Raw genomic sequence first — 26196 nt, 5'->3', positions numbered from 1 at the left:
AAGGTCAGGAATTTCTGGCGAGCGGCGGGTGCTGCGCCCAAAACTGATCAAGCACGACGGCGGTTGCCCCCGACGCTTCCAGCTGCGGTGAGTGCGCCCCAGCGGCAATCACCTGATAGTCCGCGCCGATGCGCCCGGCCATGGCCTGCTGCCACTCAACCGGCCACGCGTCGTCGTGCTCGCCGTGCGCAATGAGCACAGGCAACCCCGTGGCGGTGATCTCGGCGCTCCTGTCGACGTGCGTTCGTAGTATCTCGGCACCCGAGACCAGATTCTCATTTGAGGTGCGCGCCGCGCGCAGCCGAAGGAATGCCTCCTCCGGCGTCAACGAATCGTCGGCCAGCCCGAGCGTGTGCGGGTTGTCCCGGTTCCAGAGCCCGATGCTGCCCCCTTGTGCAAGCGTCTCGCTCGTGTCGGAGTGCCGGCCTGGCCACCCGTGGGGACCGGAACAGAGCACGGTGAGGCTCAGGAAGCCCCCGGGCCGGGCGATCGCGGCTTCCGGTGCAACAATCCCGCCAAAGCTGTGTCCGAGCAGATGTACCGGATCACCGTGGCCGATGATCGCGGCTACCTCGAGCACATCAGCGGCGAAGAGCTCCAAAGTGTAGTTCTCCAAACCCGGCGGCCCCACGGAATCACCCTGGCCGCGCTGGCTGTAGGCCCAGACGTCCCAGCCCAGCGCGGACAGCCGTGGCAAGAACTCGCGGAAGTCCTCCTTGGACCCGGTGAAACCGGGAACAATGAGAACGGTTCCCCGCGACTCCCCCGCCGGCTCGGCGTGGTAGGCGGTGAGCTGGCCGACGCCGGCCTGTATGCCGACCACCGACACGCCGTCGGGCACGGCGGGCGCCCCGAAGGCCTCGATCCGGGTCAGGCTCATACGGCGGCACCCCTGGCCCGGGCAGGATTGGGCACGGCGTCGAGCAAGCGGATGGTGTACTCATCCTCGGGATGCTGCAGCACTTGGGCCGTGTTGCCGCGCTCCACCACCCTGCCGCCGTTGAGCACCATGATGTTGTCGGTCACGAGTCGCGCGCTGAGCAGGTCATGGGTGATGTACAGCATGCTGACGCCCCACTGCTCGCGCAGATCCTCCAGCAGTGCCAGCACGCCGGCACGCAGCGACACATCCAGCATTGACACTGGCTCGTCTGCGATGAGCACCTGCGGGTTGCTGGCGAGTGCACGCGCAATGACCACGCGCTGGCGCTGTCCGCCGGAGAGCTGGTGAGGCAGCTTGGCGGCAAACTGTTCCACGGGCGCGAGTCCCACGGTCTCGAGCAGCTCAAGGACCCGCTTTCTGGCTGCTGGCCCGCGAAGACCGCCAAAGTTCACCACCGGACGGGTCAGCGTGTATTCCACGGTGTGCAGTGGGTTCAGTGCGGAGTAGGGGTCCTGGAAGATCATCTGCACGTTTTTGTGCAGCTCGCGAATCTGGCGTCTGCCAAGTTGCGCAACATCGAGCTGACCAAACGTGACAGTGCCAGCAGTTGGCTTCTCTATGCCTGTGATCAGCTTGGCGATGGTCGATTTTCCGCTGCCCGAGGCGCCCACGAGCGCAAGCGACTGGCCTGGCTCGAGCGTGAAGGAGACATCATCGACGGCTGTGACGGCTTGTTCGCCCCTGCGCGGCGGCGGGTAGACCTTTGACACGTGGTCGACGACGATCGCGGAGTCGGACGATCGACCATCCCTCGCGGTGGCGCCCGACGTCCTGGCGGCGGCGCCCGTGTCGCGCCTGGCCCGATCGGGGAAGCCGGGCAGCTCGACCACCTCGGCACGCGGGTCGGCGTAGTGGCTCAGCAGCATCCGCGTGTACTCGTCTTGCGGGTTTTCAAGAATGTCTCGGCTCGGCGCATCTTCGACGATGCGGCCCTCGTGCATGACCAAGACCCGCTGCGTCGATTCCAGCACAACCCCCAGGTCATGGCTGACAAGGACGGCGGTGAATCCCTCGGATTTCTGCAACGATTTGATGGTGTCCATGATGGCCTGCTGCACCAGCACGTCCAGGGCGGTGGTGGGCTCGTCAAAAACCATCAGCTGCGGTTCAAGCGAGAGTGCAAGGGCTATGGACACCCGCTGGCGCATTCCGCCGGAGAGTTCGCCCGGGAACCGGGCGAGGGTCTCCTTCGGGAGCCCCACCTTCTCCATGAGATCGATTTGGCGAGCGTCCCAACCGGACTTCCCGACGTGCCCGTGGGCACGGAAGATGTCAATGAAATGATTGCGGATGGTGCGCACCGGGTTGAGCGCGTTCATGCCCGACTGCAACACCATCGCGAAGCCGCCCTGGCGCTGCTGGCGCAACGTCTCGGCGTCGAGCTCACGAATGTCTTTTCCCCGGAAGAAGATCTCTCCGCCGTTGGTGCGGGCGGGCGACTTCTGCAGCCGAGTGATTGCCAGCCCTAGCGTTGATTTACCGGAGCCTGACTCGCCAACCAGGCCGACGAACTCGCCGGCCTCGAGCGCAAATGACACGTGGTCCACGGCCTGCAAAGCATTGAATCCGCTTGACTCATAGACCACCGAGAGATTCTTGACCTCAAGAATAGGGTTCATCGTGACTTCCCTTCACGTAGGCGTGGGTTGCTGATCGCGTCAACACCGAAGTTGATGAGCGTGAGGCTCAGTGCGAGCAGGGCGATGCAGAGGCCGGGAGCGAACAGGAGTATCCATTGCCCGGTCAGGAGGGCGTTGGAGTTCTGTGCCCAGTACAGGATGGTGCCCCAGCTGACGATGCTGGAGTCGCCCAGGCCGAGAAATTCGAGCCCGGCCTCTGCGAGGATGGCGCTTGTTGCTGCGCCAAAGAATCCGCCGGCGATGATCGAGGTCATGTTGGGCAGGATCTCCTTGAACACGATCCGCCAAGCCGGCTCCCCCGAGAAGCGGGCCGCCGTGACAAAGTCGCGTGATCGCAGCGTCTGCGTTTGGGCACGCAGCACGCGCGCGCCCCACGCCCACCCGGTGATGACGATGACGGCGACGATCATGACGAGTCCGCCGTTTTGCAGATAGGCAGCGATCACGATCATGAGCGGCAGCCCGGGGATGACCAGGAACAGGTTGACAATGAAGTTGATGACATCGGCACCAAATCCGCGGATGTAGCCCCAGCTCAGGCCGATGACCATGGCAACAATGGTGGAGAGCAGCCCGGCAATGAAGCCGACGGCAACGCTGATCTGCGATCCGTAGATCAGTTGGCTGAGCACGTCCTCTCCGGCCGCCGTCGTCCCAAACCAATGCGCCGCGCTTGCGTCCGCATTGCGTTCGAAGCCGTCTTGTGAGGCACCATAGGGAGCCAGCAGGGGCGCGAAGATTGCCACGAGGATGAAGCAGGCGAGAATAATGAGCCCAAGCCGTGACTTCCAGTTAGCCCACAGGGTCGCGGTGGATCGGGTGATGAAGGTGAACCTGCGCGGTGGTTTCGTCACTCCTGGCGCGGCTGTCGAGATGTTCTGTGTAGTTGTCATCGTCGTGTCCTTGGGTCGAGTACCCCGTACATGATGTCCACGAGGAAGTTTGCGATGAGCACGCTGACTGTGATCATCAGAAACAATGCCTGCATCAACGGATAGTCCTGGCCGATGACGGCATTGAAGAGGAGGTACCCGATGCCCGGATAGCCAAACACCTGCTCAACGAGCACCGAGCCGCCAACGACACCGCCAAGGGCGAGGCCGAAGCCGGTGAGATTTGGCAAGATCGCGTTGCGTGCCGCGTAGCGAATGGCGACAGTGCGTCCCTTAAGTCCGTTGGCCTCGGCAAACGTCACGTAGTCGTCACCGAGCGTGTTGATCATCGCATTGCGCATTCCGATGATCCACCCGCCGAGCGAGGTAATCAGGATTGTGAGTGCCGGAAGGGCCGCGTGATACAAGACATCCATGAAGAAGTCCCATGTAAATGCCGGGGTGGCGGTTGGGCCGAAGGCGCCGGATGTAGGGAACAGGTGCAGGACGTACCCGGCGAAGAACAGCAGCAAAAGCGCCGTCCAGAAGTAAGGGAACGTGCTGGCAAAGCTGCCACTCAGTGTCGGCAGTGCGTCGAGCCAGGTGTTGCGCTTCCATGCAGTGAGGACACCAATGAGGGTTCCCAGAATGAACGCGATGATCGTCACGAACCCGACCAGCACGATCGTGTACGGGAAAGCCTGCCAGATCATCTCGGAAACCGACTGCGGGTAGAAAGTGTACGAAACACCAAAGTCGAGGGTGAGGACCTGATGCAAGTATCCGAAATATTGCTCGAGTATGTTTCCATCCGGCACGCCGAGTTGGGCCTCGATGGCCTTGCGGGTGGCGTCAGTGACCGGCCCGTTCTGGGCCAGCTTGGCAATCGCAGCATCGGTTGGTGAACCCGGCATCATGCGCGGAAGCAGGAAGTTCAGGGTGACGGCCGCCCATAGTGTGAGCAGGAAGAATCCTATGCGCCGAAGTACATACACCATGGACTACTCACCGTCCTTGTTTGCGAGTTTGAGCTTGGTGAAGATGAGCAGGGGGCTCGAGTCATAGGTTTGCGGTGGCGCGTAGGGGTCTTCCGCGGTTGGCCAGCCGGTGAACTTGGAGGTGTTGTACAGCCCCCAAAGCCCCCCATAGTAGAGGCCTATGACTGGAAGCTGGTCGTAAACAATTTTCTGTAGCTGGTGGCTGATCTGAAGTTGCTTGGCGGGATCGATGGTTTCCTTGTACTGCGTGAGCAGGGCATCTGTCTTGGGGTCGCTGTAGCGCTGGAAGTTGCTGGGCGCCAGCTCGCCGTTCTTTACGTAGAACTCGCTGGAGAGCAGGCTGTTGTAGGCCTGGAAGACGTTGCCGCCACCCATGCCGCCCATGGCAACCTCGTAGTCGCCGTTCTGGATGGCCTGCTGGTAGCCGGCCGGTTGGGGCTGCTTGATCGTGATGTCGATGCCGATCGCGGCGAGCTGCTTGCGGACTTCCTGGATGGCGCGGAGCCAGTCGGCGTAGCCGTTGGCCGTGGTCACGGAAAAAGTGAACGGCTTTCCGCTTGCGTCAACCATTGTGCCGTTGACAAGCGTGTACCCGGCTTTCTTGAAGGCTGCCAGCGCGGCATCGGCGTCTTGCTTGACGATGCCGTCGTTTGGAATCTCCGGGTTGAGTTCAGCCTCCTGGTTGGGCAGCATGAGGCCGGTCTGGCCGGCCTTGCCCATGTATCCTTCAGTTGCGGCATCGGCAATCTTGTCGCGATCAAGTGCCAGGGCGAGGCCCTTCCGTAGATCGACGTTGTCCCAGGGGGCCTTGGCAAGATTGGGCACCAGGCTGATCACCCCACCCGGTGGAAACCAGTTCTTGTTGTCTGGATTGGCCGCACCCCACGTGCCCTCGACGTTGCTCATGAACGAGTACGCCCAGTCGAAGCCCTTGGTCACGATGTCGAGTTCACTCGTGGCCGCAGGAAGCACGAGATGCTGAATTTGAACCTTATCGCTCTGCCAGTAGTCCTGATTCTTGTCCATCGTGTATTGCTGGGATGAGAAGTTGCCGACCGTGAACGGCCCGGTGCCTACCGGGTTCTCATCCCGCCATGTGTCCGGGCTCTTCACATCCTTCCAGATGTGCTCCGGCACGATGAGCGTCAGCGAGATGACATCGGCCGCCGGTGCATCATCGTCTTTGAGATGCACGATGACATGGTCCCCGTCCACTTCGACGCTCGCGATGTGCTGCCATGCGCCCTTGACGTCCAGTGTCGGGTATTTCTTGATGAGGTTGAAGGTGAACACAACGTCTTCCGGTGTGAACTTTTCACCGTCAGACCACGTGACGCCCTGACGGATGGTGTAGTCGATGGTGCGGGCATCCTTCAGCGTCACCTTTTCGGCCAGCCACGGAGTTTGCGTTCCGTCAAGCACGTTGACGGCGGTGAGCGGCTCATAGACGTAGCTTGCGGCGACACGCTTGTTGAAGAGAAAGGGATTGAAGATTTTCTCAAACATGGGAGAGCCCTTATCCGCGGCAATCAACATGGTGTCGCGCGGGATCGACGGGTCCGGTTCGCTCTTGATTTGGATGCTGCAACTGGAAATAAGCATGGCTACGACAGAGATTCCGGCGATCACCGACAAGCGTTTTCTTCGCGTTTTTGAGTTCGTCATTGACACTCTTGCTTCCTCATGTCTTCTCTGTCACGAGGCAGTCCATCAGGGCTGCGCTGCGCCGGGGTGCCTGTGCACCCTCTGGTCTCCCCCGAGTGTATGCGCATACATTGCGATCCCGCAAGACCCATTCACAATTGCGTGGTTCTCTACTTCCGCTCTGAACTTTCCCGGAGCAGCACCTTGACGGGCAGCCGAATGCTGGCCGACTCCGCTGCCGGATCATCGAGCCTGCGCTGCATAAGCTGGATTGCGGCACGCCCAACCAGTTCCATCGGCTGATGCACCGTCGTGAGCCTTGGTGATGAGAGATTACTGGCTTCAATCCCATCAAATCCCGTCACAACCACGTCCTCCGGGACTCGAATTCCGGCACCGATGAGCGCGTCGAGCACACCGAGCCCCATTTGGTCGTTGGCACAGATAATCGCTTGAGGAAGGGCCTCGTCGGCTAGCAATTCCGCCCCGGCACGACGACCGGACGCCCGGGTGAACTCACCGCGCTGGACCCTAATCAGCCCGGGGTCCATACCGCGCTCACGCATCGCGGATTCGCAACCGGCCCAGCGGTCGGTATCATCCGGAGAGTCGAGCGGGCCCGCGACATAGACGATGTCAAAGATTTCCAAGTCGTCAATTATGTGTGCAGTGAGCGCATGCATTCCTTCATGATTGCTCACAGTCACACTGTCATAGGGGGCCCCGTGCGCCCTGCTTGCAAGCACAACAATAGGTAATCGGCGGGCGAGTTGCTCCAGAATATCTTCGGGAACGCTCTGCGCCAGCACCAGTAGGCCATCGACACGGCCGGCCATGTCACGGACTGCATCAGCCGCCAAACCACCCCGCCCGATGGCCACAGTGAGGGCGAACCCTTGGCGCCATGCCTCAAGTTCGGCTCCGCGAAGAACCTCGTCGAAGTAAAGATCATGCTGGTGGGCCTCTGGAGTGCCACCCACGTCATTGACAAGGGAGTAGCTTGGTGAATCATTGCCTAGGAGGTTGCTGATTTCACCCAGATCATCCATCGCATCGAATCCCGGAAAATAGAGTCCGAGGGCACCGGTGCGACGCGCCGCGAGACCCCTAGCCGAGCCACTCGGTACATAGCCGAGCTTCCGCACTGAGACCATGACCCGTTCGCGAGTCGTTTCACGAACGTCTGTGGGGCGTCGGAGCACTCGCGAGACCGTGGCGATAGACACCCCGGCATCTGCGGCTACGTCATAGACTGTTGGAGCATTGGCCACCTGCGCCCTCCTCATTTGTTCATGGTCCTTCTTCAAGTCCGCGAGCTACGCAGAAGGAAACCAGCACTTTCCATAGTAGGTGAACTACTGCCCCCACTGAGCGCAGTAAGCAACCAGTAGCAACTTCCAACAGGGTTGGCTCCAGTTTTTCCTCGTCCCTTGCGGGCTATGGCCGGGACCAGGGCGGGGAGATCCACTCGCTTCCTATTGTAAAGAGCGACGCCGGAGCCCCCACTGCCTGCACCTTTCGTCCCGTGGGGGTCAAGGATGTGCGCATTTTTCGGGTGAAGTTTCCGGCTGGAAGTTCCGCCTGCCACACCGCCGCATAGACGTCACGGAGCGCCGATAGAGTGAACTCTTCGGGAACTAATTGTGCGGCTATGGTGGTGTATTCCATTTTTCCGGCGAGCCGTTCCAGTCCGGCAGCGAGGATGTCTGCGTGGTCGAAGGCCAGACTGGTCCTATCCATTGCGTGGACGGGCAGCCACTGGGCGTCCGAGGCATCCGTGCCGGACCGTAGTTCTACCAAGTTGGTACCGTCACCCGCTAGGAGAATCAGATGCGCCACGGAGACCACCCGCATCCGTGGATCCCGTTGCGGTGCGCTGAAGGTGGCGAGCTGTTCCACAAACACGCGGTGTGCCCCCAGATCCAGCCCGGTCTCTTCAGCGAGTTCGCGGTTCGCGGCAGCTAGGGCATCCTCGCCCGGCTGCACAAATCCGCCGGGCAGAGCCCAGTTGCCAAGGAATGGCTGAGCACCGCGTTCAACGACCGCCACGTGAAGCACTTTGTTAGCCACCGCAAAAACCACAAGGTCCACGGTCAAGGCCACGGACGGGTAATCCTTGGGGTCATAGCCAGCCAGGAACGTGGCTTCTGTTTCAGGCGGGCCCCCAACTCCGAGGGACCCGGGGCGAGCTTTCGTCGGTGGGCCCCCAACTCCGAGGGACCCGGGGCGAGCTTTCGTCGGTGGGCCCCCAACTCCGAGGGACCCGGGGCGAGCTTGCGAGTCCTGGGAGGAGTTGGGGATCATGCTGCCACCGTAAATACTGTTCGGTTCTGCCAGGCGGCCGAGGTGAACGTGTTTTGCTGGGTAAGCATGGCGTCGATGACGGCCGTGGCTGTCGCGAGGCGGCGTTCGGGACTGCCGGTGACCAGAATCCACGAATGGCCTTCGTCGGTGAGTGTTTCCTTGAACCATTCGGTCATTTCAGGGCGTCGGTGTTCACCTTCGCGCCAACCGTCGTCCTCGAACTCGACGCCGTTGTGATCGGTCAGCAGATACACGTCGCGTCGTGGCAAGTGCGTCTGGGCGTCGTAGGATCCGTAGCTTCCATCGCCTAGGTAGTAGCGTTCCCAGAGAGTGGTGGCCAGAGCGTCGGTGTCTGCTATGACCAGTGGGGCGGCTTCCGCGGCGGCCTGTTCCAACTCGGTCTGGCGGTTGGCAATGATGCCGAAATCGGTAGCGGTCCAGACCAGATCCTCGACGGTGGCGTCGGCGCGGGTGCCCTGCAGCGCCTCAAGCAACTGGTAGGTGTAGTAACGGCCGTATTCGGGAACGTCGGCGATCGCAGGGAATTGCTGGCGGTAATGCGCCCGCAGGTCCTCGCTAAGCGTGGTGGTTCCTGTCGATTCCGCACCCACCACAATCACCCGGACTGCCAGTCCGCGCCGGGCTGCAGGGACCAGCTGGTGCCAGTTCCCGGTCAGGTCCTCGCGACACATGGTTCCACTGATGTGGTGCGTTGCGCGGGCCGGATCCACGGGGACGTGGACGGCGCCGAATGCTTGCGCCAAGCGTTCACCGTAGCTCTCCGAGGTGTAGACGGCGTCGACCTTCTCCACGCCCTGGGCCTTCAGTGCCCAGCGCATGTTCTCCAACTGCGCGGTCCAAATCTCATCGCTGGCGTAGTCTTCGGGGCAGTCGTTGCGGACCGGCACGATGGTGACGTTGGCGCCGTCGAACTCTTCTCTCAGCCAGTCCGCCCGCTGCGCCGCGGTGAGCGTTTCAAAGCGGCTCCTCTGGACGAGAACGTAAACATGATCTGCGCCGGCAGCTGCCTTTTCGATCAGATGCCGGTGGCCGGCGTGGGGTGGGTAGAACTTGCCAATGACGAGGGCATTTGTATTCATTTTCAGACTCCTGCCATTTCGATATTGACGGGGCTGGCTGTTGTGCGGAGGCGGTTCCAGCCGACCAGACCGTAGATGCACAGGGCTAGGAAGCCAATATAAAGGATGCCGGTTAGGGCCAGTCCTCGGCTGAAGTAGAGCGGAATCGAGACCAGATCAATCACAATCCACACGTACCAGTGTTGGAAAATCTTCTTGGCTTGGGCGTAGGTGGCCACGAGCGATGCAGCCAACACGAACGCGTCGGGGATGGGAACTTGCGAGTCAGTTCCGGCGTGGAGCAGGTAGGCGATGGCCGCCGTGGCGAGGACTATTGCGCTCGCTCCCACCGCGACTTCGGCTCGTGTTGCGTCTCGGATGGGCAGATCGTTGCTGCCAGCTTTTCCGTTGGCTCCGCGCGACCACTTGATCCAGCCGTAGACGGCAATCGCAGCGAAGATGATCTGGAGGACTGTTTCACCGTAGAGGCCGGCGCCGAGAAAGAGGATGACGAAGGCAATATTATTCAGGATGCCGACGCCCCAGTTCCAGATCTTCTGCCGGGCCACTCCCCAGACACACGCGGCACCTGTAACGAAGCCGATGACCTCGACCCAGCTCACGGGATTGTTGATGAGCGTGAATGCGGTGGCGTTGAGCCAGCTGATGAGCGGTGTCATGATGCCCTCCAAGGATTGTTATTATCAACTTGATAATAACAATAGCACAGGGCGCATTTGCCTCGTCAAGAAGGTGGATTTCCACACTGGAAAGTCCAAAGCTTTTGCTCCAGAGATTTGCAAGGAACCGGAGCAGGGGGCGCAGCAAGGAACGGGCTGCGAGTCCTTCGCAACCAGATTCCACGCAGCACTCCGCGGAGCATTGACCCGCCTACGGCTCAATGACTAGCGCAGGACCAGCCCCGTCAAACCCTTTCATCGTTGTTTCCCTAATTCTGGGACTGCTGGGCGGTTCCGGGGTGGCAACCGCCCAGCGTGACCCCGTTAACTCTCCTGCGTCTCCGACAAGAATGCTTCGGGGCCTTGCTCGGCAGCCTTGGGGTCCATCCACAGAATGCTGAACCAGTTCCCGTCAGGATCTTCAAAGTCGCGAGAGTACATGAAACCCATATCTTGAGCAGGCCTAGGCTCTTTACCGCCAGCTGCAAGCACCTTCTCCAGCATCGCGTCAACGTCTTCACGGCTGTCACAGCTAAGAGCCGTCTGTACCTGCAGTGACGTTGCCGGATCTGCAATGGGCTTGTCGGTGAACGTCGCAAAGAAGTCGTGCGTCAGCATCATCAGGTAAATATTCTGGTCGATGACCACGCACGCGGCGTTTTCATCCGTGAAGTTGGGTTCGATCTTCCATCCCAGTCCGGAGAAAAAGTCCTTGGAGCGGTCAAGGTCCGCAGTGGGAAGGTTGATGAATACTTGTGTGGCCATGACTATGACTCCCTTATTGGGTTGTTGTCGGGACCGTAGTTATTCCGACCTTTTCATATTTTCGTTCCATACCCCGGGTGTCAATGGATGTGCACATAAAATGCTGCCGTTTCCGCTTTCTGCCATGGCGTAACGCCCAACAGAAAGCGGAAACGGTGGCATCGTTGCACTTCAGAAAATGGTTACTACTGGAAGCTAAACCGACGCAGCATGGTCAGGATCATCCCGGCCATAAGGCTGGCAATTGACCAGAAGATGGGCCACAGCCCGGTACCTGTGTGGGCCAACTGGGCAGTTGCCCCGTTGCTCATTGCCTGGATGCCGGAGCCCATAGCGTTCAGCACGGGTGAATGCACTGCCGGTGCACCCTGAACAACTGACGTGAGCGGCGTTGCCGGGGCCAGCGGGGTTGCTGGTGCGGCGGGGGTGAGCGGTGTGGCCGGCAATGACGGCGTCACCGGGGTCGTAGGCGTCACCGGGGTCACCGGAACCACCGGAGTCGTCGGCGTCACCGGAACCACCGGAGTCGTCGGCGTCACCGGAACCACCGGAGTCGTCGGCGTCACCGGAACCACCGGAGTCGTCGGCGTCACCGGAACCACCGGAGTCGTCGGCGTCACCGGAACCACCGGAGTCGTCGGCGTCACCGGAACCACCGGAGTCGTCGGCAACGACGGGGTACCAGGTGTCGTTGTGTTGACCGCCGTCGAACCATTGGAAACAGCGTTCCCAAGAACACCCACAGCGTTACCTGAAACATTCATCGGAACAGTCACCGGAACAGTCACCGGAACCGCAACCTGAACATTGTCCAGAACGTCACCAATCACCCCACCGAGCAAACCGCCGCCGTTAGAGGGAGCGGGAGTCTGGTTAGAACTCTGATCCACACTCGGCGCAACAGTCGTGTTCACAGCCGATGAATCATTGGAAACAGCGTTCCCAAGAACACCCACAGCGTTACCCGAAACGTTCACCGGAACAGTCACCGGAACCGCAACCTGAACATTGTCCAGAACGTCACCAACCACCCCACCGAGCAAACCGCCGTCGTTCACGGGAGCGGGCGCCGGAGCCGGAGCGGGAGCCTGACTAGAACTCTGATCCACACTCGGCGCAACAGTCGTGTTCACAGCCGATGAATCATTGGAAACAGCGTTCCCAAGAACACCCACAGCGTTACCCGAAACGTTCACCGGAACAGTCACCGGAACCGCAACCTGAACATTGTCCAGAACGTCACCAACCACCCCACCGAGCAAACCGCCAAGGAGGTCTGCGGACTGGTTGTTGTCGGTGTGACCGGATGTGTGGGAAAGCTGGCTCGCCAGCACGGAAGGTGCATTGGGGGCATCTGAATTTGACTGCTCTGCAGCACTTGCTGCTCCTGCGCCGAGGGCAAGAAGTCCTCCGGCAAAGACCGCTGCACACAGCGATCGACGAATAATTGCATGCATGTTGTCCAACTCCTGACAAAGATTTTTTGGCCTTGTTTGCGGTCGCAAATCAAGGAAAGACCTTGGCCTCCCCAGTAAAAGGGGAAAGGCAGAAGGTCATCTAGTCAGGTGTTGATCCGGGGTTTTCGGGCATGGAGGCAGGCAGGGGCCAGTCGGCGCCTGCCAAGGCACCGGCCCCTCCTGTGAGGACAAACTGTGCGTACGTGTTCTCACTAGCGGCCACAGGCCCAGCGGGACCGCCTGAGCCCCCTGCACTGCTGCCGGAGCCAGGTCCCTGAACGGAAACCGAAGCCACGGCAGGGGCACAAGGACCCACAGCGGCGGCCTGGGAATCGGAGGCACAGCTGGCAGTCGGTTCACCGCTCTGGGCGGCTGCTTGCGCCGTGGACTCACCAGCAGTTGAAGCTCCGAGAGCGTGCCCACCGGACAAATAAGGTGCAAGCGCCCCGGAGACTGCTGCACCGTCCTGCGCGTCGAGCTGGCGACCAGACGTGACAACTCCGGCCTTCACAGCCGCCTCGGCACTGGCTGAATGATTCAGTTCAGCGCGAGAACCTTCGACGGCGTCACCGTCTCCGAGGTTCCCTGATGGAAAGCTTCCGGGTGTTTCAACGCCGCTGGGACCCTCTGGGGTGTTGTTTCCATCCATATCTCCGGGAGTCACTGGCGTGACCGCTGTGTCCGGGTTGCTGGGTGCCGCTGGTACGTTCGGAACAACCGGGGTGCTCGGCGTTCCGGGAAGGTTAGGAGTGCTCGGAACCAAGGGAAGTACAGGTACCACCACGGTGTCAACAACATCGGCAACGCCGCCAGTGACACCGTCTACAACTGGCTGGACGGTTCCGGTAATCGGGCTCAGAACGGGCGCAACCACCTGCACAACAGGCGCCGTCGCATGATCAACTGCGCTAACGACGGGGGATGCGACGGTCTCCACAACATTGATAACTGGCGGCACCACCGCGTTGGTTACTTGGCGGACAGGAGCCACAACCGAATCGACCACCGGTACTGCCGTCACTGCGCTTTCAACCTTGTCAGTCACTGTTGAAACGGGGGCAACCACTTTGCCAACGGTATTGTTTCCCAACACGTCTTTGACGACAGGTACTTGAGAAACTGTTTTGTCTACCACGTCAACCACAGGGCTCAAGATTCCAGAGAGGAGCCCCTTGCCCTTGTCTGGTGCGGGCTTCGACGCGGCAATAGATGCCGGGCTAGCTCCGGAGGATGCAAAAGCACCGGCCGATCCCAGCAAGATCAGAACGGCAGCAAATAGAGCAGCACCAACCGCAATTCGGAGGGCGCGCGGCAAAATAGCGTTCAACGTCCATGATTCTGGGCTGCTATCCACTGCGTCCACCCCCTCGGATTACGCTGGTAATGCTCACATGAGACCTTGCGAGACCGTGCAAACAAACGTGGCAAACAAATATTGAAGCAATTTCCAAGCCGTGAGACCTCGGCTCGAACACGATCTTGGGCTAACCCTATGGCACGCCCCGCCGAAATTCCAGACTTTGCCCCAAGATTTCGCAATGGTCAAACACAAAATGCCGCCGTTCCCGTATATTGCCGCAGGGTATAGCGGCGGCAATATACGGGAACGGCGGCATTGTTCACTGTGGGCCTAGATGCTGTAGCGCTCGTCCTCGTGGTCGCCGGGATGATCCCGGACAAGTCCAGCGGCCAGCGTATTGCCATCCTGCGGATCGATCACCAGGAACGCACCCGTGCGGCGGTGGCGCGCATACACCTCAATGGGCAGCGCCGACGCCAACCGGATCTGGGCCGTTCCAATGTCATTGAGCTCCAGTCCGGATGCAGCTTGGTACTCAAACGACTCCAGCTCCAGCTTCCCCGTGACGGCCCTGATCAGACCCTGGACCGTCTTACTGCCGTGCTTGATCAAGACTTTGGAACCCTCGCGCAGGGGTTTCGTGGACAGCCAGCACAGCTCCGCGTAGAGGTCTTGGCTGACCTCGCCAAAGGTACCCGTTGCCGCAATAACGTCACCGCGGGCAATGTCGATCTCTTCGCTCAGGCGCAGCGACACCGACTGCGGCGCCACGGCCTGTTCCAAGGACCGGCCGGCAAAGTCGATGCCCACCACCGTCGCAGTCCGCCCAGAGGGAAGAACCGTGATGGCATCCCCCACCGAGACGCCTCCTGAAGCGAGCTGGCCGGCATAGGCGCGGTAATCGCGGAAGGAGGCTCCGGCGTCGTCCGCGTTGGAAAGCTCAGGAGCAAGCGCACCCTGCGGCCGGACCACCAGCTGAACCGGGAAGCGGAACGGCTCCAGGCCGCGCTCCAGCTCGTCCGTGGTGGGCAGCGTTTCCAGCAGGTCCAGCAGGCTGGCGCCGGTGTACCAAGGGGTGTGGGTGGAGCGCTCCACCACGTTGTCACCCTCCAGTGCGGACACCGGAATGACCACCACGTCACCGAGGCCGATGTTCGCCGCAACGGCTTGGACATCGCTCTCAATGGCGCGGAAAATCTCCTCACTGAAGTCCACCAGGTCAATCTTGTTGACGGCGATGATCACGTTGGGAACGCGCAGCAGGCGCAGCACGGACAGGTGCCGGCGCGTCTGCTCCAGCACCCCCTTGCGTGCGTCAATAAGTACGACGACGGCATCCGCAGTGGACGCGCCCGTCACCGTGTTCTTGGTGTACTGGATGTGCCCGGGGCAGTCGGCCAGGATGAAGCTGCGCCGGTCAGTGGCGAAGTAGCGGTAAGCCACATCGATCGTGATGCCCTGCTCGCGCTCGGCACGCAGTCCGTCAGTCAGCAGCGCCAGGTCAATCTTTTGTGTGCTGCCGTTTTCACCGCCAAAGCCGCGGTCCGCGGAGGTGCGGGTGACGGCGTCGAGCGTGTCGGCCAGGATGGCCTTGGAATCGTGGAGCAACCGGCCCACCAGGGTGGACTTGCCGTCGTCGACGGAGCCGGCCGTGGCGAAGCGGAACAGGGTTGAGTGCTCAAGTGCAGTGGTGCTCATTAGAAGTAGCCGTCTTTCTTGCGGTCTTCCATGGCTGCCTCGGAGATGCGGTCATCGGCCCGGGTGGCGCCACGTTCTGTCAGGGTGGAGGCGGCAACTTCGCGTACTACGTCGTGGACAGTTGTTGCGTTGGAGGCCACGGCGCCCGTGCAGGACATGTCGCCCACGGTGCGGTAGCGGACCTGCTTGATGATGACTTCCTCATCCGGGCGCGGTTCGGAAACCGGGCCCACGGCACGCCACATCCCATCGCGCTCATACACTTCGCGGTCGTGGGCGTAGTACAGGCCCGGCAGTTCAATGTTTTCGCGGGCAATGTAGCGCCAGATGTCCAGCTCGGTCCAGTTGCTGATGGGGAACGCACGCACATGCTGGCCCACCGTATGCCGGCCGTTGTACAGGTTCCACAGCTCGGGGCGCTGGTTGCGCGGATCCCACTGGCCAAACTCGTCACGGAGGCTCAAGATGCGCTCCTTGGCGCGGGCCTTGTCCTCGTCACGGCGGCCGCCGCCAAAGACGGCGTCGAACTTGTTCTTAGCAATCGCGTCCAGCAACGGCACGGTCTGCAGCGGGTTGCGGGTGCCGTCGGCACGTTCAGATAGTTCGCCGGAGTCGATGAATTCCTGCACGGAGCCCACCTCGAGGCGCAGCCCCAAACGCTCAACCGTGCGGTCGCGGAAGTCGATGACCTCCGGGAAGTTGTGACCGGTGTCCACGTGCAGCACGGGGAAGGGAACCTTGCCAGGCCAGAAGGCCTTCGTGGCCAGATGCAGCATGACCACGGAGTCCTTGCCGCCGGAAAACAGCAGCGCGGGGCGCTCAAACTCGGCCACCACCTCACGGATGATGTGGATGGCCTCGGATTCGAGCAGGTCCAGGGAGTTCAGCTCGGCGGCCTGCTCGCCGATTGCCGCCTCGGCCAGGTCGATCGTTGTGTCTGTAATTTGGGTGCTCATACGTGTAGTCCGCATTCTGTCTTGGAGGTTCCGGCCCAGCGGCCGCTCCTGGGGTCGGCGCCGGGGGCCACTTTGTTGGTGCAGGGTGCGCAGCCGATGGACGGGTAACCCTGGCTGAGCAGGGGGTTCACGGGCAAAAGGTTGTCATCCGAGTAGCTGATCAGCTCCTCGTACGTCCAGGTGGCCACGGGATTGACCTTGACCAGGCCGTTCTTTTCATCCCACACCACCAACGGAGTGTCGGTGCGCGTGGGGGCCTCGTCGCGGCGAACTCCGGTGAACCACACCTCGTAGCCAGAGAGGGACCGGCTCAGCGGTTCAACCTTTCGCAGTGCGCAGCACTGGGCAGGGTCGCTGGCAAACAAGTTCTTGCCCAGCAGCGAATCTTGCTCTGCAACGGTGTTCACCGGCAGCACGTCCACAATGTTGACCCGCAGGTTCTCCGCCACCTCGTTGCGCGTGGCGTAAGTTTCGGGGAAGTGGTAACCCGTGTCCAGGAACAACACGTCCACACCGGGCAGCTGATCGGCAACCAGCGCCGGCAGCACGGCGTCGGCCATGGAACAGGCGACGGCGGCCGCGCCAGTTTCGAAGTTGCGCGACACCCAGGCGATGACCTCCTGAGCTGACGCGTCCCAGGCCAGCTCGGCTGCGCCTGCCTCGGCGATGGCCTTGAGCTCGTCATGCGAACGAAGCGTTGTGACGGTCATTTCAGCAACTCCTCATCGGCACGGTGGGCGAACTCGGCGAACGTTTCACCGTCGGTGCGGGCACCAACGTACTGGCGGACAACACGCTCCACATAGTCGGGCAGCTCTGCGGCGGTGACCTTCAAGCCGCGGATGGTGCGGCCCAGGCCTGCCTCAACGCGGTTGTCGGTGGCCAGCCCGCCACCTAGGTGGACCTGGAATCCGGGGGCGGTGCCGCCGTCGTCCGTGGGAAGCATCATGCCCTTCAGGCCGATGTCCGCGGTCTGGATGCGGGCGCAGGAGTTGGGGCAGCCGTTGATGTTCAACGCGATCGGCTGGGTCAGAACGCCGGTATCCACCAGATCAGCGATGCGTGTTTCCAGTTCGCTGATGGCCGTGGCCGCGGTGTCCTTGGTGTTCACGATGGCTAGCTTGCAGTATTCGATGCCCGTGCAAGCAATGGTGGAGCGGCGGAACAGCGACGGGCGGGCGGAGAGCCCCAATCCATCCAGCACCGTGATGAGCGGTTCCACCTGTTCCTTGGGCACGTCGAGGATGACGAGCTTCTGGTGCGGGGTGGTGCGGAGGCGGAAGGAACCATGGGCCTCAAGGGCATCGGCCAGCGCGGTCAATGTGGACCCCGAAACCCGGCCCACAGTAGGTGCGACGCCAATGAAGAACTTGCCGTCCTTCTGCTCGTGCACGCCGATGTGATCACCGGGCGAGGTGGGCTTGGGCGCGGGCTCGCCGTCGGGCAGCTTGTGACCGAGGTACTCGTCCTCCAGAATCTGGCGGAACTTGGCCGGTCCCCAGTCGGCCAGCAGGAACTTCAGTCGGGCCTTGGTGCGCATGCGGCGGTAGCCGTAGTCGCGGAAGATGCTGGTGACGCCCAGCCACACCTCGGCCGCAACCTCGGGGGACACGAAGACGCCGAGGCGCTCGGCCAGGCGCGGGTTGGTGGACAAGCCGCCACCCACCCAAAGGTCGTAGCCGGCGCCAAGTTCGGGGTGCACCACGCCAACCAGGGCGAAGTCGTTGATCTCGTGGACCACGTCCTGCGAGGGGTGCCCGGTGATGGCAGTCTTGAATTTGCGGGGCAGGTTAGCCAGTTCCGGATCGCCAATGAACCGGGCGCTGACCTCCTTGATCAAAGGGGTGGGATCGATGATCTCGTCCTTGGCAATGCCGGCCACAGGGGAACCCAGGATGACACGGGGCACGTCACCGCAGGCCTCGGTTGTGGACAGTCCCGCTGCCTCGAGTCGGTTCCAGATCTCCGGGACGTCCTCGACGCGCACCCAGTGCAGCTGGACGTTCTGGCGATCCGTCAGGTCCGCGGTGTCGCGGCCAAATTCAGTGGAAATCTGTCCGATGACGCGCAGTTGCTCCGTGGTCAGAGACCCACCGTCGATGCGGACCCGGAGCATGAAGTACTTGTCTTCAAGCTCATGGGGTTCCAGGGTGGCTGTCTTGCCGCCGTCAATCCCCTGCTTGCGCTGGGTGTACAGCCCCCACCAACGGAAACGGCCGTGCAGATCTGTCTTCTCGATGCTGTCGAAGCCACCGGCGGCGTAGATGGTCTCGATCCGTTCGCGGACACTCAGCCCACCGTCTTCTTGCTTCCACACCTCATTGGGATTCAGCGGCGCGGTGCCATCAACCTTCCACTGGCCGTGGGGTTTGGCGGCTGGGCGGGCCCGAACGGTTCGCTTGGCGGGTGCCTCGGCGGAACTTGTTGCGGCCGCAGTGCCAGAGGCGTTCGCTCCGGCTAGAGCTGTCTGTGTCATGAGAACGAGCGTAGATCGACCCTGTTCCCTCACCAATCACTCATGCAACGCTGCTTCACCTTGGGCAACATTTCGTCACACCCACCCATTTCGCACCGGGGTGTGCTTGGCACCTCCGCGGGAAGTGTCACTGCCGGGCACGACGCCGGACCCGCCCACCTAGGTGCGCGGGTCCGGCGTCGTGCTGTTTAATCCTGCGCACTGTTACTGCACAACAGTGCGCCACTTCTGCAGTGCACCGTTACGGCGCAACGTTGCGCAGGAGCGCCGCGTCAAAGTGTTCCAGCGCCAGTTCCGCCAGAAGCTTGGAGGGCAGCAACGGTGGGGCAACCCGGTCAGCGCCCGCCAATGACAACTGGTCGTGGAAGTAGCCTGGGGCCAGCAAATAGGAGGCCACGGCCACCCCTGCGGCGCCGCCAGCTTGCAATTGTGCCACGGCGTCCGGAACCGTTGGCCGGGCGCTGGCGCCATAAGCGGCAAGAATCCGCTCTGGGCGGCGGACAGCAAGATCGGCGGCCAGGACCTCAATCGGTTCGGCGGCTTCGGGGCGTGAGGAACCTGCCGCGGCCAACACAATGCCCCACCCCGCAGGGAGCGTACCGATCCGCTCATCGAGTAGTTTGGCCAGCCGCGGATCGGGTCCCAGCGGCGCGGCGGCCCAGGTGTTTGACCGGCTGGCCACGGCGTCAGCAATGTCCACCTGAACGTGGAAGCCCACGGTCAACAGCAGCGGAACCACCACGGCGTGCACGTGCGCGGCCAGCCCGGCCACCACTTCTGGCAGAGCCGGTTCCTGCACGTCAACATACGCCTCCAGCACCGTCAACCCCGGACGTAACAAAGCAATATCCGCCCTGAGTTGGCTGATGCGTCGCTGGCCTTCGGCGTTATTCGTGCCGTGGGCGCAGGCAATCATCACGGTTTCATGCTCCATGTTTGGGTCCTTTCCCAAGAATTCTTCACAGCCAATGTACGTCAGCGGAGTAGCTGTCCGGGCACCGATATTGCGTCAAGAGTCCGCTGGGCTGGCAGCCCCGAGCCCGGTCTCGGTCCCCGTCCCCGTCCCCGTCCCCGTCCCCGTCCCCGATCAATCATCAGCCACCGCGGGCCCGGTCTCCGCACCGCCGCGCTGCCGCCGCGCCTCTGCATTGCTGATCCCTAGCGCCGAAACCACGCTGCCCACCAAGAACAGCAGCGCCGTAATGACCATGACCCGACGGAATGATGCGTAATCCAGCACGCCGCCAAGCAGCACGCCCGCGAGCGCCACGGCGATGAGCCCAGCCACACGTGAAACGGCATTATTGATGGCCGATCCAATTCCGCTCTGCCCCGCCGGAACCGCCCCGAGAATGGCCGCCGTCAAAGGCGCAACTGTTATGGACAGCCCCACGGCAAACACCAGCTGTCCGGGCAGAATCTGTAACCAAAAATTGAAAGGTTCCGCCGCCGATGCCATCATCGCGTACCCCACGCCAGCCACTAGTGGTCCCAGTGCCATGAATAGTCGGGGTCCGTATTTGCCGGCGAGCGTTCCAAACGGCCCAGCCAGAAGCAGCGAGATCACAGCCACTGGAAGTGATGCCAGCCCCGCCTGGGCCGCCGTGAACCCGGCAATTTCCTGCAAGAACAGCACGACCAGTAGCTGCCCCAACGACAACCCTGCGTAGATAAAGGTGGTGGCAATATTACCCACGCCGAAGTTTCGGATCCGGAACAGCCCCAGCGGCATCATGGGTGCAGGGGTGCTGTACTCCCACCAGAGGAACGCCACCAGCGCAACAATCCCCAGCACAAACGGCCCAAACACCAGTGCACTCCCCCACCCCAGCCGCTCCTGTTCAATCAGGGCAATAACCGTCCCGGCCAGTCCGACGGCGGCCAGAACAGCCCCGATGACATCGACCCGTGCCGCGGTCGGCGCCACTGAGACGGGCGCGCTTGCTCGGGCGCCGGGCTCGGCGGTGACGGAAGGAGCAACAGGTGCCGCGGGCAGGGAGGTGGTTCCGGCGTCGTGCTTCACGGGGGAAAGTACGGGAAGCCGTGCGGGAGGGATGGCAAGCCCCTTCAGCAGGAACAGGGTGGCGGCAATGGGGATGACGTTGATGGCGAAGATCAGCCGCCAGTTGCCGTAGTCCACCAGGAGTCCGCCTATCAACGGCCCGGCCAGAAATGCGGTTCCAGTCCAGGCCGTCCACGAGCCGATGGCTTTGCCCTGCGCGGGTCCCCGGAAAGTTGAGGTGATGAGCGCGAGCGAGCTGGGCACTAGTAGCGCGGCCCCGGCACCTTGGATACCTCGAGCCACAATGAGCAGCAGGGCACTTGGGGCGACGGCGCAGGCTAATGACGCGGCCCCGAAGATCAGCAGGCCGGCGCGGAGGATCCGGATGCGGCCGAAGGTGTCGGACAGGGAGCCTGCGATCAGAATGAGCGATCCCAGAGCCAGAAGGTAGGCGTCCACCACCCACTGCTGTGTGGTGATGCCGCCGCCCAGCTCGCGGGTCATGGCGGGCAGGGCGACGTTGACAATGGCGCCGTCAAGGAATGCTACAAAGGAGGCGAGGATGGCCACCCACAACACTCGCCCCGGCACGCTCTGCACGCGGTTCAAGGCTTCCTAGCGAAGGCGGTGCGTAGGGAGAGCTTGCGCGAATATTCAATGGATCCGTAGCGGAACAAGTGCACCGCGACGCGCAGGGCCACGAACCCAAACACGAACAGTTCAACAATCACAATGGCCGCAGAGGCACCGCTGAGTGAGCCGAAGGCGTTGCGCAACATGGCCGTAATAGGCGCTGTGAAGGGGAAGAAGGTAAATATTTTTACGATCAGCGAGCCGGGGTCACTCACCACCATGGTCACAATATAAAACGGGATGAACATCATGATCATGACCGGGGCGAACACCGTGCTGGCATCTTTGGCTGTGGGCATGACAGCCCCGATTCCCACCAGCACGCCCGTGAACAGGATGAAGCCACCCACAAACAAGAGACCCCCAATGAGCATGGGCAGGAACTGGAATTGCAGGTTGGAGAGGTCAAAGTCCGGGATGGCGAGCTGCTTGCGGAAGAACAGGTACCCCAGCACCATGGGCGAAGCAAACACCAGCGCCTGCACCGCACCCACGAGGAACAGCGAGATGACCTTGCCCACCACCAGCGTTGTGGGGTTCAAGGTTGTCAGGATCATCTCCGTGACCCGGTTTTCCTTCTCCTCCAACGTGGAGGCGAGCATTTGGTTGGCCAGCAGGATGATCACCACGTAAAACAACACCAGGAACAGCAATGGCGGCACCACGGTTTCCAATCCGCCGGATATTTGGCCGTCCTTGAAGGTCTGCAGGTCTGTGGTGAAATTGCCCTGCACGGCCTCTGTCAGCTCCGCAGAACCCACCTTTTGCGCAGCGGAAAGCACCACCAGCTGTTTGGCCACGGCGTCATACGTACCGTTCTCGAAAATACCCTGATCCGCCCCGTAAACACTCACCGGCTCCTTGCCGATGCTGGCCGGAAAGCTAAAGAACGCGTTGAGTGTGCCCTCCCTGACACGTTCGACGGCGGTCCCTGGGTCCTTCTCGACGGTGCCACCCATGGCTTTGGCTAGGGCCGGATCAATGAGTCCGGAGGCATCTGAGTAGCTAAAGGCCAGCGTTTGGTTCTTCTGCTCATCCGAACGCTGCTGCGTGCTGGAATTGCTGGCAAACACCAAGGCAAAAACAATCCCCAACAACACCGGGATGGCCAAAGTGGCGATCCAGAACCGCCGCTTCTTCACGGTCCGAATGAATTCAAACTGCACTACCGTGCCCAAATTATGGCGTGCCATCCGGCCCATTTCCCTTCCGGCGTAGGCCGCGGGCGGCGAGCCGCTTGGCCCCGCGCGGGGGTACAGCCCCGGGGCCTGTTCCTAGTCCTAGACCTGACGCGTCGCCGGGTGGCGAGCCGTCGTCACCCGGCACTTCGCCGTAGACCTGAATGAAGATGTCCTCCAGGCTGCGTTTGGCCGCTACGAAGCCTCGCACCACCACTCCGGCAAGTACCAGGTCCTTCAGCACGGCAGACTCATCCACGGAATCATCTAGTGACAGCTCGGCGTAATTGGTTTCCTGCAGAGTGATGTCATAGTGCGGCGAGGGCGGCAGGGCCCCGGAATACTTGAGCCTGATGGTCCGGCCACCAAACTGGTTCTGAACCTGGCCAATGGTTCCGTAGGCCTCGGCTTTGCCGTCCTTGAGCAGGACGATCCTGTCACAGAGCCGTTCCACTTCTTCCATCTGGTGGGTGATCATCATGACAGTGGCCCCTGCCTCCTTGCGTTCCTCGATGATGTCCATGAGGAGGCGCCTGTTCACCGGGTCAAAGCCTTTGGTGGGTTCATCGAGGATCAGCAGCTCCGGATCATTCATGATGGTCACGCCCAACTGAACTTTTTGTTGTTCGCCGCCGGAGAGCTTGTCCACGCGCACATCGGCTTTGTCGGCGAGGTCAACCCTGTCCAGATAGTCCCTTGAAAAGGCCTGGGCATCCTTTTTGGACAAGCCCTTGAGCCGCCCAAAGTAGCTCATGACATCCAACACCGACTCTTTTTTGTACAAGCCGCGCTCTTCTGGCAGGTAGCCCAGCCGGGCGCCAAAGTCGTCACTGAACACCCTGCCGTTAATCTCCAGGGTTCCCGAGGTGGGACGGTAGATGCCCAGCAAAGCCCTGATCGTCGTCGTTTTTCCACTGCCGTTACTGCCCAAAAACCCAAACGTCTCCCCGCGTGCTACGTCGAAGGAGAGCCCTTCGATGACTTTTTTCGCACCGAAGTGCATCTGGAAGTCCTGAACATGAATCAATGGCTGGACGCGGCTCATTCCCTCAGCGTAGTCACAAACCAACCCGATGACGCCAAGAAATTTGCCGATATTTTGCCCCGACACGGTACGCTGGCGCTGACTTACTGTTCCCTCCCTCCACGCAAAGCCTCCACGCAAAGATTGCTTCCATGACCATTGATCTACCGCTCGCTCTTGATCTCTTGGGCGTCTTTTTCTTCGCCGTCTCGGGCAGTCTACTCGCCGCCAGAAAGGGGTTCGACCTGGTCGGCTCGGTGCTGCTGGCATGCATGGTTGGCCTGGGCGGCGGTGTGGTCCGGGACATCGTCCTGAACGACGGTCCACCTGCCGCGTTCCTGAATCCGGAGTATCTGCTGCCGCCGCTCTTTGCTGCGGCCTTGGTGTATTTCATGGTCCGCAACGTCCAGCGAAGTGGGCGCTTACTGCTGATGTTCGACGCCGGCGGGCTGGCTTTGTTTTGCATCACTGGCACCCTCAAAGCCCTCGGCGCCGGGATGAACCCCGTGGCCGCGGTACTCCTGGGCGTCACTACGGCGGTGGGTGGCGGCATTTTGCGTGACATCACAGCCAATGAAGTGCCCAAAGTGTTTGATCCTACGGACCTGTACGCGATCCCGGCGCTGGTTGGCGCCGCCCTCACCGCTGTGCTGTGGCACGCGGGCTGGTTGAACCTCATCACTGGCACCGTTGCCGCCGTCGCAGTTTTCCTCCTGCGCCTATTAAGTCTGCATTACGGCTGGCATGCTCCGCTGGCATCGCGCAGTTGGGCTGCTCGGCGCATCCTGCACGTCCGTCGCGACTAAGATTGCAGGTAGCTTGTAATCGCCTGTTGCTCAGTTGTGGAGATTTGAATGTCTGACATGTTCGTAGAGAAGTTCCGTGGCCTGGTTCCCTTGTATTTGGAGGAGCCGTGGCAGGAAGCCGACGGGATTGACTGGGCGGATCTGGACGCTGTCTTTGCAGAATTGCAGCTCACGGTGCCGTTGGCGCTGCGCGAATTCCTGCACGCCGTGGGTAACTGCGAGGAACTCATGGAGGCGTACTACTACTTCTGGGATCCCGAAGAGCTGGAAGTTCAGGACGGCTACCTTCTGTTCCTTGAAGACGAGGACGAGGCCTACACCTGGGGCATTCTGGTCGATCAGGCCGATGTTCCCGATCCCATCGTGTGGCGCCGCAACAACGCCACTGGTGTTTGGATCAACGAGGAAGGCACTTTCAGCGAGTTCGTCTTTGACATGCTCGACTGGGTTTTCGGCGACGAGGACTAATCCACAGCAACTACGCAGACGCGAGCTATGGGAATATTCATCCGGGAGCGGTAGCGTGGCGTTATGAACGCACAGGAGCCCACAAGCGTATTGAATCCGGACCCGGCTGCAGTGGTTGGCTTGGTCGAAAAGTTGGTCGAGGGGATGTGGCCCCGTTCCGACTTTGACCGCAAAGCGTGGTTTGAACGCCTGGGGCTCATCACAGGAGCGGCGTGGGATGAGGCCAGCGCCGTTCCAGCTGTGGCACATTATTCGCTGCGCACTCCCTTGGCTGGCGGGGAAATTTCCTCGTCGTGGACCTCCTATAGTGGGAGGTTCCTAGGCATCAGCATGCAGCTGTATTCGTCCATGAGTACGGATAATCCCTCCACCCGCCAAGGCTACGAAAGCATTCACAGCCAGCTCACCGCACGCTACGGCGAGGGAAACAACCCTTGGCATGATCCCGTGGTCCAGGCATGTGTGTGGAACGTCAACGGCCGCCGCATTGTGATCCGATTCTTCAATCTCCAGCACAGTGGTGTCATGGTCAGCGTCGATGATGCCGGCTTGGCTACGGCCTCAGAAGCAGAAGCTCGACGCCGCAACGCACCCACGCATTGGAATAACAGCGCCGAAGGTGCCAGCCCCTTTTCACTCCCCGGAATGGGAGCCAAGATCTGACCTTGAAAGGCTGACTCCCTAGGTCTTTCAGCGCCCCGCGCCGAGTCCCGAGTGCCCGAGCCCCATGCCCCGGCAACTTCCTGAACAGCACCCCGCGCCAGCCACCCTGCGCCGAGTGTCCATTTAACGTACGTTTCGGCCCGTTTTGGGCCTCCAAACCGTACCTTAAATGAACACTCGAGCCGCCCCGGCACCCATCTGGCACCCCACGATGCTGCGTCAGGCGTACACCCCGTCCTCCAAGAGCTACGGTCCGCGGCAAAATGATTTGTCCGTTCTATAAGGCCCAGAGCCTGCGTTATCCACAGATTTGCCCGATTGGCCTTTTTCGCCGCTACGAGGGCTCAATTTCAGACTTACTGGAAGCATGAGAAAACCATCGGAACTTCCACTGCACCTGGCCCTGCGGCCTTTCACTCTGGCCCAGGCGCACCATGCCCGGTTATCTGCCCGTCGTATCCGTTCAGCAGATTTATTGAAACCCAGCCGGGGTATTCGCGTTCCCCAAACAGTTGACTGTGAGTTGCTAGACCATTGCCGTCCCTACACTGCGTTGACTGGCGATGGCGTCATCAGCCACATCACGGCAGCGAAGATTCATGGCCTGTAT

General features: G+C 61.3%; 23 protein-coding genes. 3 read left to right on the top strand and 20 right to left on the bottom strand.

What is annotated here, in order from left to right:
- Window positions 1–4: 4 nt before the first annotated feature.
- The 20 genes from CXQ93_RS08805 to CXQ93_RS08700 all read right to left on the bottom strand — a co-directional run bounded on the left by CXQ93_RS08805 (window position 5) and on the right by CXQ93_RS08700 (window position 23670).
- On the bottom strand, window positions 5–880 hold the full coding sequence (locus CXQ93_RS08805) for an alpha/beta fold hydrolase (protein WP_104110064.1): 876 nt from the start codon (window positions 878–880) through the stop codon (window positions 5–7).
- Window positions 877–2562: an ABC transporter ATP-binding protein gene (locus tag CXQ93_RS08800; protein ID WP_104110063.1), complete on the bottom strand. Its 1686-nt coding sequence runs from the start codon at window positions 2560–2562 to the stop codon at window positions 877–879. Before CXQ93_RS08800 ends, CXQ93_RS08805 begins: the two co-directional genes overlap by 4 nt.
- Window positions 2559–3476 (bottom strand): ABC transporter permease, encoded by a 918-nt coding sequence (locus CXQ93_RS08795; RefSeq protein WP_104110062.1) that lies wholly within the window; start codon window positions 3474–3476, stop codon window positions 2559–2561. Before CXQ93_RS08795 ends, CXQ93_RS08800 begins: the two co-directional genes overlap by 4 nt.
- On the bottom strand, window positions 3473–4453 hold the full coding sequence (locus tag CXQ93_RS08790) for an ABC transporter permease (RefSeq protein WP_104110061.1): 981 nt from the start codon (window positions 4451–4453) through the stop codon (window positions 3473–3475). Before CXQ93_RS08790 ends, CXQ93_RS08795 begins: the two co-directional genes overlap by 4 nt.
- A gap of 3 nt (window positions 4454–4456) precedes the next feature.
- Window positions 4457–6118: an ABC transporter substrate-binding protein gene (locus tag CXQ93_RS08785; protein ID WP_104110060.1), complete on the bottom strand. Its 1662-nt coding sequence runs from the start codon at window positions 6116–6118 to the stop codon at window positions 4457–4459.
- Window positions 6119–6267: 149 nt separating this feature from the next.
- On the bottom strand, window positions 6268–7368 hold the full coding sequence (locus tag CXQ93_RS08780) for a LacI family DNA-binding transcriptional regulator (protein WP_218711319.1): 1101 nt from the start codon (window positions 7366–7368) through the stop codon (window positions 6268–6270).
- A 166-nt stretch (window positions 7369–7534) separates the two neighbouring features.
- Window positions 7535–8200, bottom strand: a complete 666-nt coding sequence (locus CXQ93_RS08775) for an NUDIX hydrolase (RefSeq protein ID WP_258068775.1) — start codon at window positions 8198–8200, stop codon at window positions 7535–7537.
- A gap of 197 nt (window positions 8201–8397) precedes the next feature.
- Window positions 8398–9501 carry an AAA family ATPase gene (locus CXQ93_RS08770; protein ID WP_104110057.1) on the bottom strand — a complete coding sequence of 368 codons (1104 nt, stop codon included), beginning with the start codon at window positions 9499–9501 and terminating at the stop codon, window positions 8398–8400.
- A gap of 2 nt (window positions 9502–9503) precedes the next feature.
- Entirely contained in the window at window positions 9504–10160 is a 657-nt protein-coding gene (gene pnuC / locus CXQ93_RS08765) for a nicotinamide riboside transporter PnuC (RefSeq protein WP_104110056.1), read from the bottom strand.
- 324 nt (window positions 10161–10484) lie between these two features.
- Complete coding sequence (locus CXQ93_RS08755) at window positions 10485–10925, bottom strand: VOC family protein (RefSeq protein ID WP_104110054.1); 441 nt, start codon at window positions 10923–10925, stop codon at window positions 10485–10487.
- A gap of 185 nt (window positions 10926–11110) precedes the next feature.
- Window positions 11111–12382, bottom strand: a complete 1272-nt coding sequence (locus CXQ93_RS20855; protein ID WP_219817338.1) for a hypothetical protein — start codon at window positions 12380–12382, stop codon at window positions 11111–11113.
- Between the two features lie 100 nt (window positions 12383–12482).
- Window positions 12483–13736 (bottom strand): hypothetical protein, encoded by a 1254-nt coding sequence (locus tag CXQ93_RS08740; RefSeq protein ID WP_146073196.1) that lies wholly within the window; start codon window positions 13734–13736, stop codon window positions 12483–12485.
- Window positions 13737–14012: 276 nt separating this feature from the next.
- Window positions 14013–15380, bottom strand: a complete 1368-nt coding sequence (locus tag CXQ93_RS08735) for a sulfate adenylyltransferase subunit 1 (protein WP_104110050.1) — start codon at window positions 15378–15380, stop codon at window positions 14013–14015.
- Complete coding sequence (gene cysD, locus CXQ93_RS08730) at window positions 15380–16336, bottom strand: sulfate adenylyltransferase subunit CysD (RefSeq protein WP_104110049.1); 957 nt, start codon at window positions 16334–16336, stop codon at window positions 15380–15382. The genes CXQ93_RS08735 and cysD overlap by 1 nt, the downstream gene beginning before the upstream one ends.
- Window positions 16333–17046: a phosphoadenylyl-sulfate reductase gene (locus CXQ93_RS08725; RefSeq protein WP_104110048.1), complete on the bottom strand. Its 714-nt coding sequence runs from the start codon at window positions 17044–17046 to the stop codon at window positions 16333–16335. Before CXQ93_RS08725 ends, cysD begins: the two co-directional genes overlap by 4 nt.
- Entirely contained in the window at window positions 17043–18812 is a 1770-nt protein-coding gene (locus tag CXQ93_RS08720) for a nitrite/sulfite reductase (RefSeq protein ID WP_104110047.1), read from the bottom strand. Before CXQ93_RS08720 ends, CXQ93_RS08725 begins: the two co-directional genes overlap by 4 nt.
- A 241-nt stretch (window positions 18813–19053) precedes the next feature.
- Complete coding sequence (locus tag CXQ93_RS08715; protein ID WP_258068774.1) at window positions 19054–19746, bottom strand: sirohydrochlorin chelatase; 693 nt, start codon at window positions 19744–19746, stop codon at window positions 19054–19056.
- 153 nt (window positions 19747–19899) lie between these two features.
- Window positions 19900–21423 carry an MFS transporter gene (locus CXQ93_RS08710; RefSeq protein ID WP_374953395.1) on the bottom strand — a complete coding sequence of 508 codons (1524 nt, stop codon included), beginning with the start codon at window positions 21421–21423 and terminating at the stop codon, window positions 19900–19902.
- The gene (locus tag CXQ93_RS08705; protein ID WP_104110306.1) at window positions 21420–22640 is read right to left on the bottom strand and encodes an ABC transporter permease; all 1221 of its coding nucleotides are present in this window, start codon (window positions 22638–22640) and stop codon (window positions 21420–21422) included. Before CXQ93_RS08705 ends, CXQ93_RS08710 begins: the two co-directional genes overlap by 4 nt.
- A complete protein-coding gene (locus CXQ93_RS08700; RefSeq protein ID WP_104110305.1) occupies window positions 22627–23670 on the bottom strand; it encodes an ABC transporter ATP-binding protein in 1044 nt (347 codons plus the stop codon). The genes CXQ93_RS08705 and CXQ93_RS08700 overlap by 14 nt, the downstream gene beginning before the upstream one ends.
- A gap of 131 nt (window positions 23671–23801) precedes the next feature.
- Between CXQ93_RS08700 and CXQ93_RS08695 the strand changes: the two genes are divergently transcribed.
- From CXQ93_RS08695 to CXQ93_RS08685, 3 genes are all read left to right on the top strand, one after another.
- A complete protein-coding gene (locus CXQ93_RS08695) occupies window positions 23802–24455 on the top strand; it encodes a trimeric intracellular cation channel family protein (protein ID WP_104110045.1) in 654 nt (217 codons plus the stop codon).
- Window positions 24456–24503: 48 nt separating this feature from the next.
- Window positions 24504–24923 carry a hypothetical protein gene (locus CXQ93_RS08690; RefSeq protein WP_062286505.1) on the top strand — a complete coding sequence of 140 codons (420 nt, stop codon included), beginning with the start codon at window positions 24504–24506 and terminating at the stop codon, window positions 24921–24923.
- A 63-nt stretch (window positions 24924–24986) separates the two neighbouring features.
- On the top strand, window positions 24987–25586 hold the full coding sequence (locus CXQ93_RS08685) for a hypothetical protein (protein ID WP_104110044.1): 600 nt from the start codon (window positions 24987–24989) through the stop codon (window positions 25584–25586).
- Window positions 25587–26196 lie beyond the last annotated feature (610 nt).

This window comes from Arthrobacter sp. N199823, from assembly GCF_002929705.1.
In the GTDB taxonomy this organism is placed as follows: domain Bacteria; phylum Actinomycetota; class Actinomycetes; order Actinomycetales; family Micrococcaceae; genus Specibacter.
This window is presented reverse-complemented; position numbering and strand designations above follow the sequence as displayed.

Bases quoted from the DNA above. Each gene is read 5' to 3' on its own strand.
- CXQ93_RS08805 (WP_104110064.1), bottom strand. From the start codon at position 880: ATGAGCCTGACCCGGATCGAGGCCTTCGGGGCGCCCGCCGTGCCCGAC.
- CXQ93_RS08800 (WP_104110063.1), bottom strand. From the start codon at position 2,562: ATGAACCCTATTCTTGAGGTCAAGAATCTCTCGGTGGTCTATGAGTCA.
- CXQ93_RS08795 (WP_104110062.1), bottom strand. From the start codon at position 3,476: ATGACAACTACACAGAACATCTCGACAGCCGCGCCAGGAGTGACGAAA.
- CXQ93_RS08790 (WP_104110061.1), bottom strand. From the start codon at position 4,453: ATGGTGTATGTACTTCGGCGCATAGGATTCTTCCTGCTCACACTATGG.
- CXQ93_RS08785 (WP_104110060.1), bottom strand. From the start codon at position 6,118: ATGACGAACTCAAAAACGCGAAGAAAACGCTTGTCGGTGATCGCCGGA.
- CXQ93_RS08770 (WP_104110057.1), bottom strand. From the start codon at position 9,501: ATGAATACAAATGCCCTCGTCATTGGCAAGTTCTACCCACCCCACGCC.
- pnuC (WP_104110056.1), bottom strand. From the start codon at position 10,160: ATGACACCGCTCATCAGCTGGCTCAACGCCACCGCATTCACGCTCATC.
- CXQ93_RS08755 (WP_104110054.1), bottom strand. From the start codon at position 10,925: ATGGCCACACAAGTATTCATCAACCTTCCCACTGCGGACCTTGACCGC.
- CXQ93_RS20855 (WP_219817338.1), bottom strand. From the start codon at position 12,382: ATGCATGCAATTATTCGTCGATCGCTGTGTGCAGCGGTCTTTGCCGGA.
- CXQ93_RS08735 (WP_104110050.1), bottom strand. From the start codon at position 15,380: ATGAGCACCACTGCACTTGAGCACTCAACCCTGTTCCGCTTCGCCACG.
- cysD (WP_104110049.1), bottom strand. From the start codon at position 16,336: ATGAGCACCCAAATTACAGACACAACGATCGACCTGGCCGAGGCGGCA.
- CXQ93_RS08725 (WP_104110048.1), bottom strand. From the start codon at position 17,046: ATGACCGTCACAACGCTTCGTTCGCATGACGAGCTCAAGGCCATCGCC.
- CXQ93_RS08720 (WP_104110047.1), bottom strand. From the start codon at position 18,812: ATGACACAGACAGCTCTAGCCGGAGCGAACGCCTCTGGCACTGCGGCC.
- CXQ93_RS08715 (WP_258068774.1), bottom strand. From the start codon at position 19,746: ATGGAGCATGAAACCGTGATGATTGCCTGCGCCCACGGCACGAATAAC.
- CXQ93_RS08705 (WP_104110306.1), bottom strand. From the start codon at position 22,640: ATGGCACGCCATAATTTGGGCACGGTAGTGCAGTTTGAATTCATTCGG.
- CXQ93_RS08700 (WP_104110305.1), bottom strand. From the start codon at position 23,670: ATGAGCCGCGTCCAGCCATTGATTCATGTTCAGGACTTCCAGATGCAC.
- CXQ93_RS08695 (WP_104110045.1), top strand. From the start codon at position 23,802: ATGACCATTGATCTACCGCTCGCTCTTGATCTCTTGGGCGTCTTTTTC.
- CXQ93_RS08690 (WP_062286505.1), top strand. From the start codon at position 24,504: ATGTCTGACATGTTCGTAGAGAAGTTCCGTGGCCTGGTTCCCTTGTAT.
- CXQ93_RS08685 (WP_104110044.1), top strand. From the start codon at position 24,987: ATGAACGCACAGGAGCCCACAAGCGTATTGAATCCGGACCCGGCTGCA.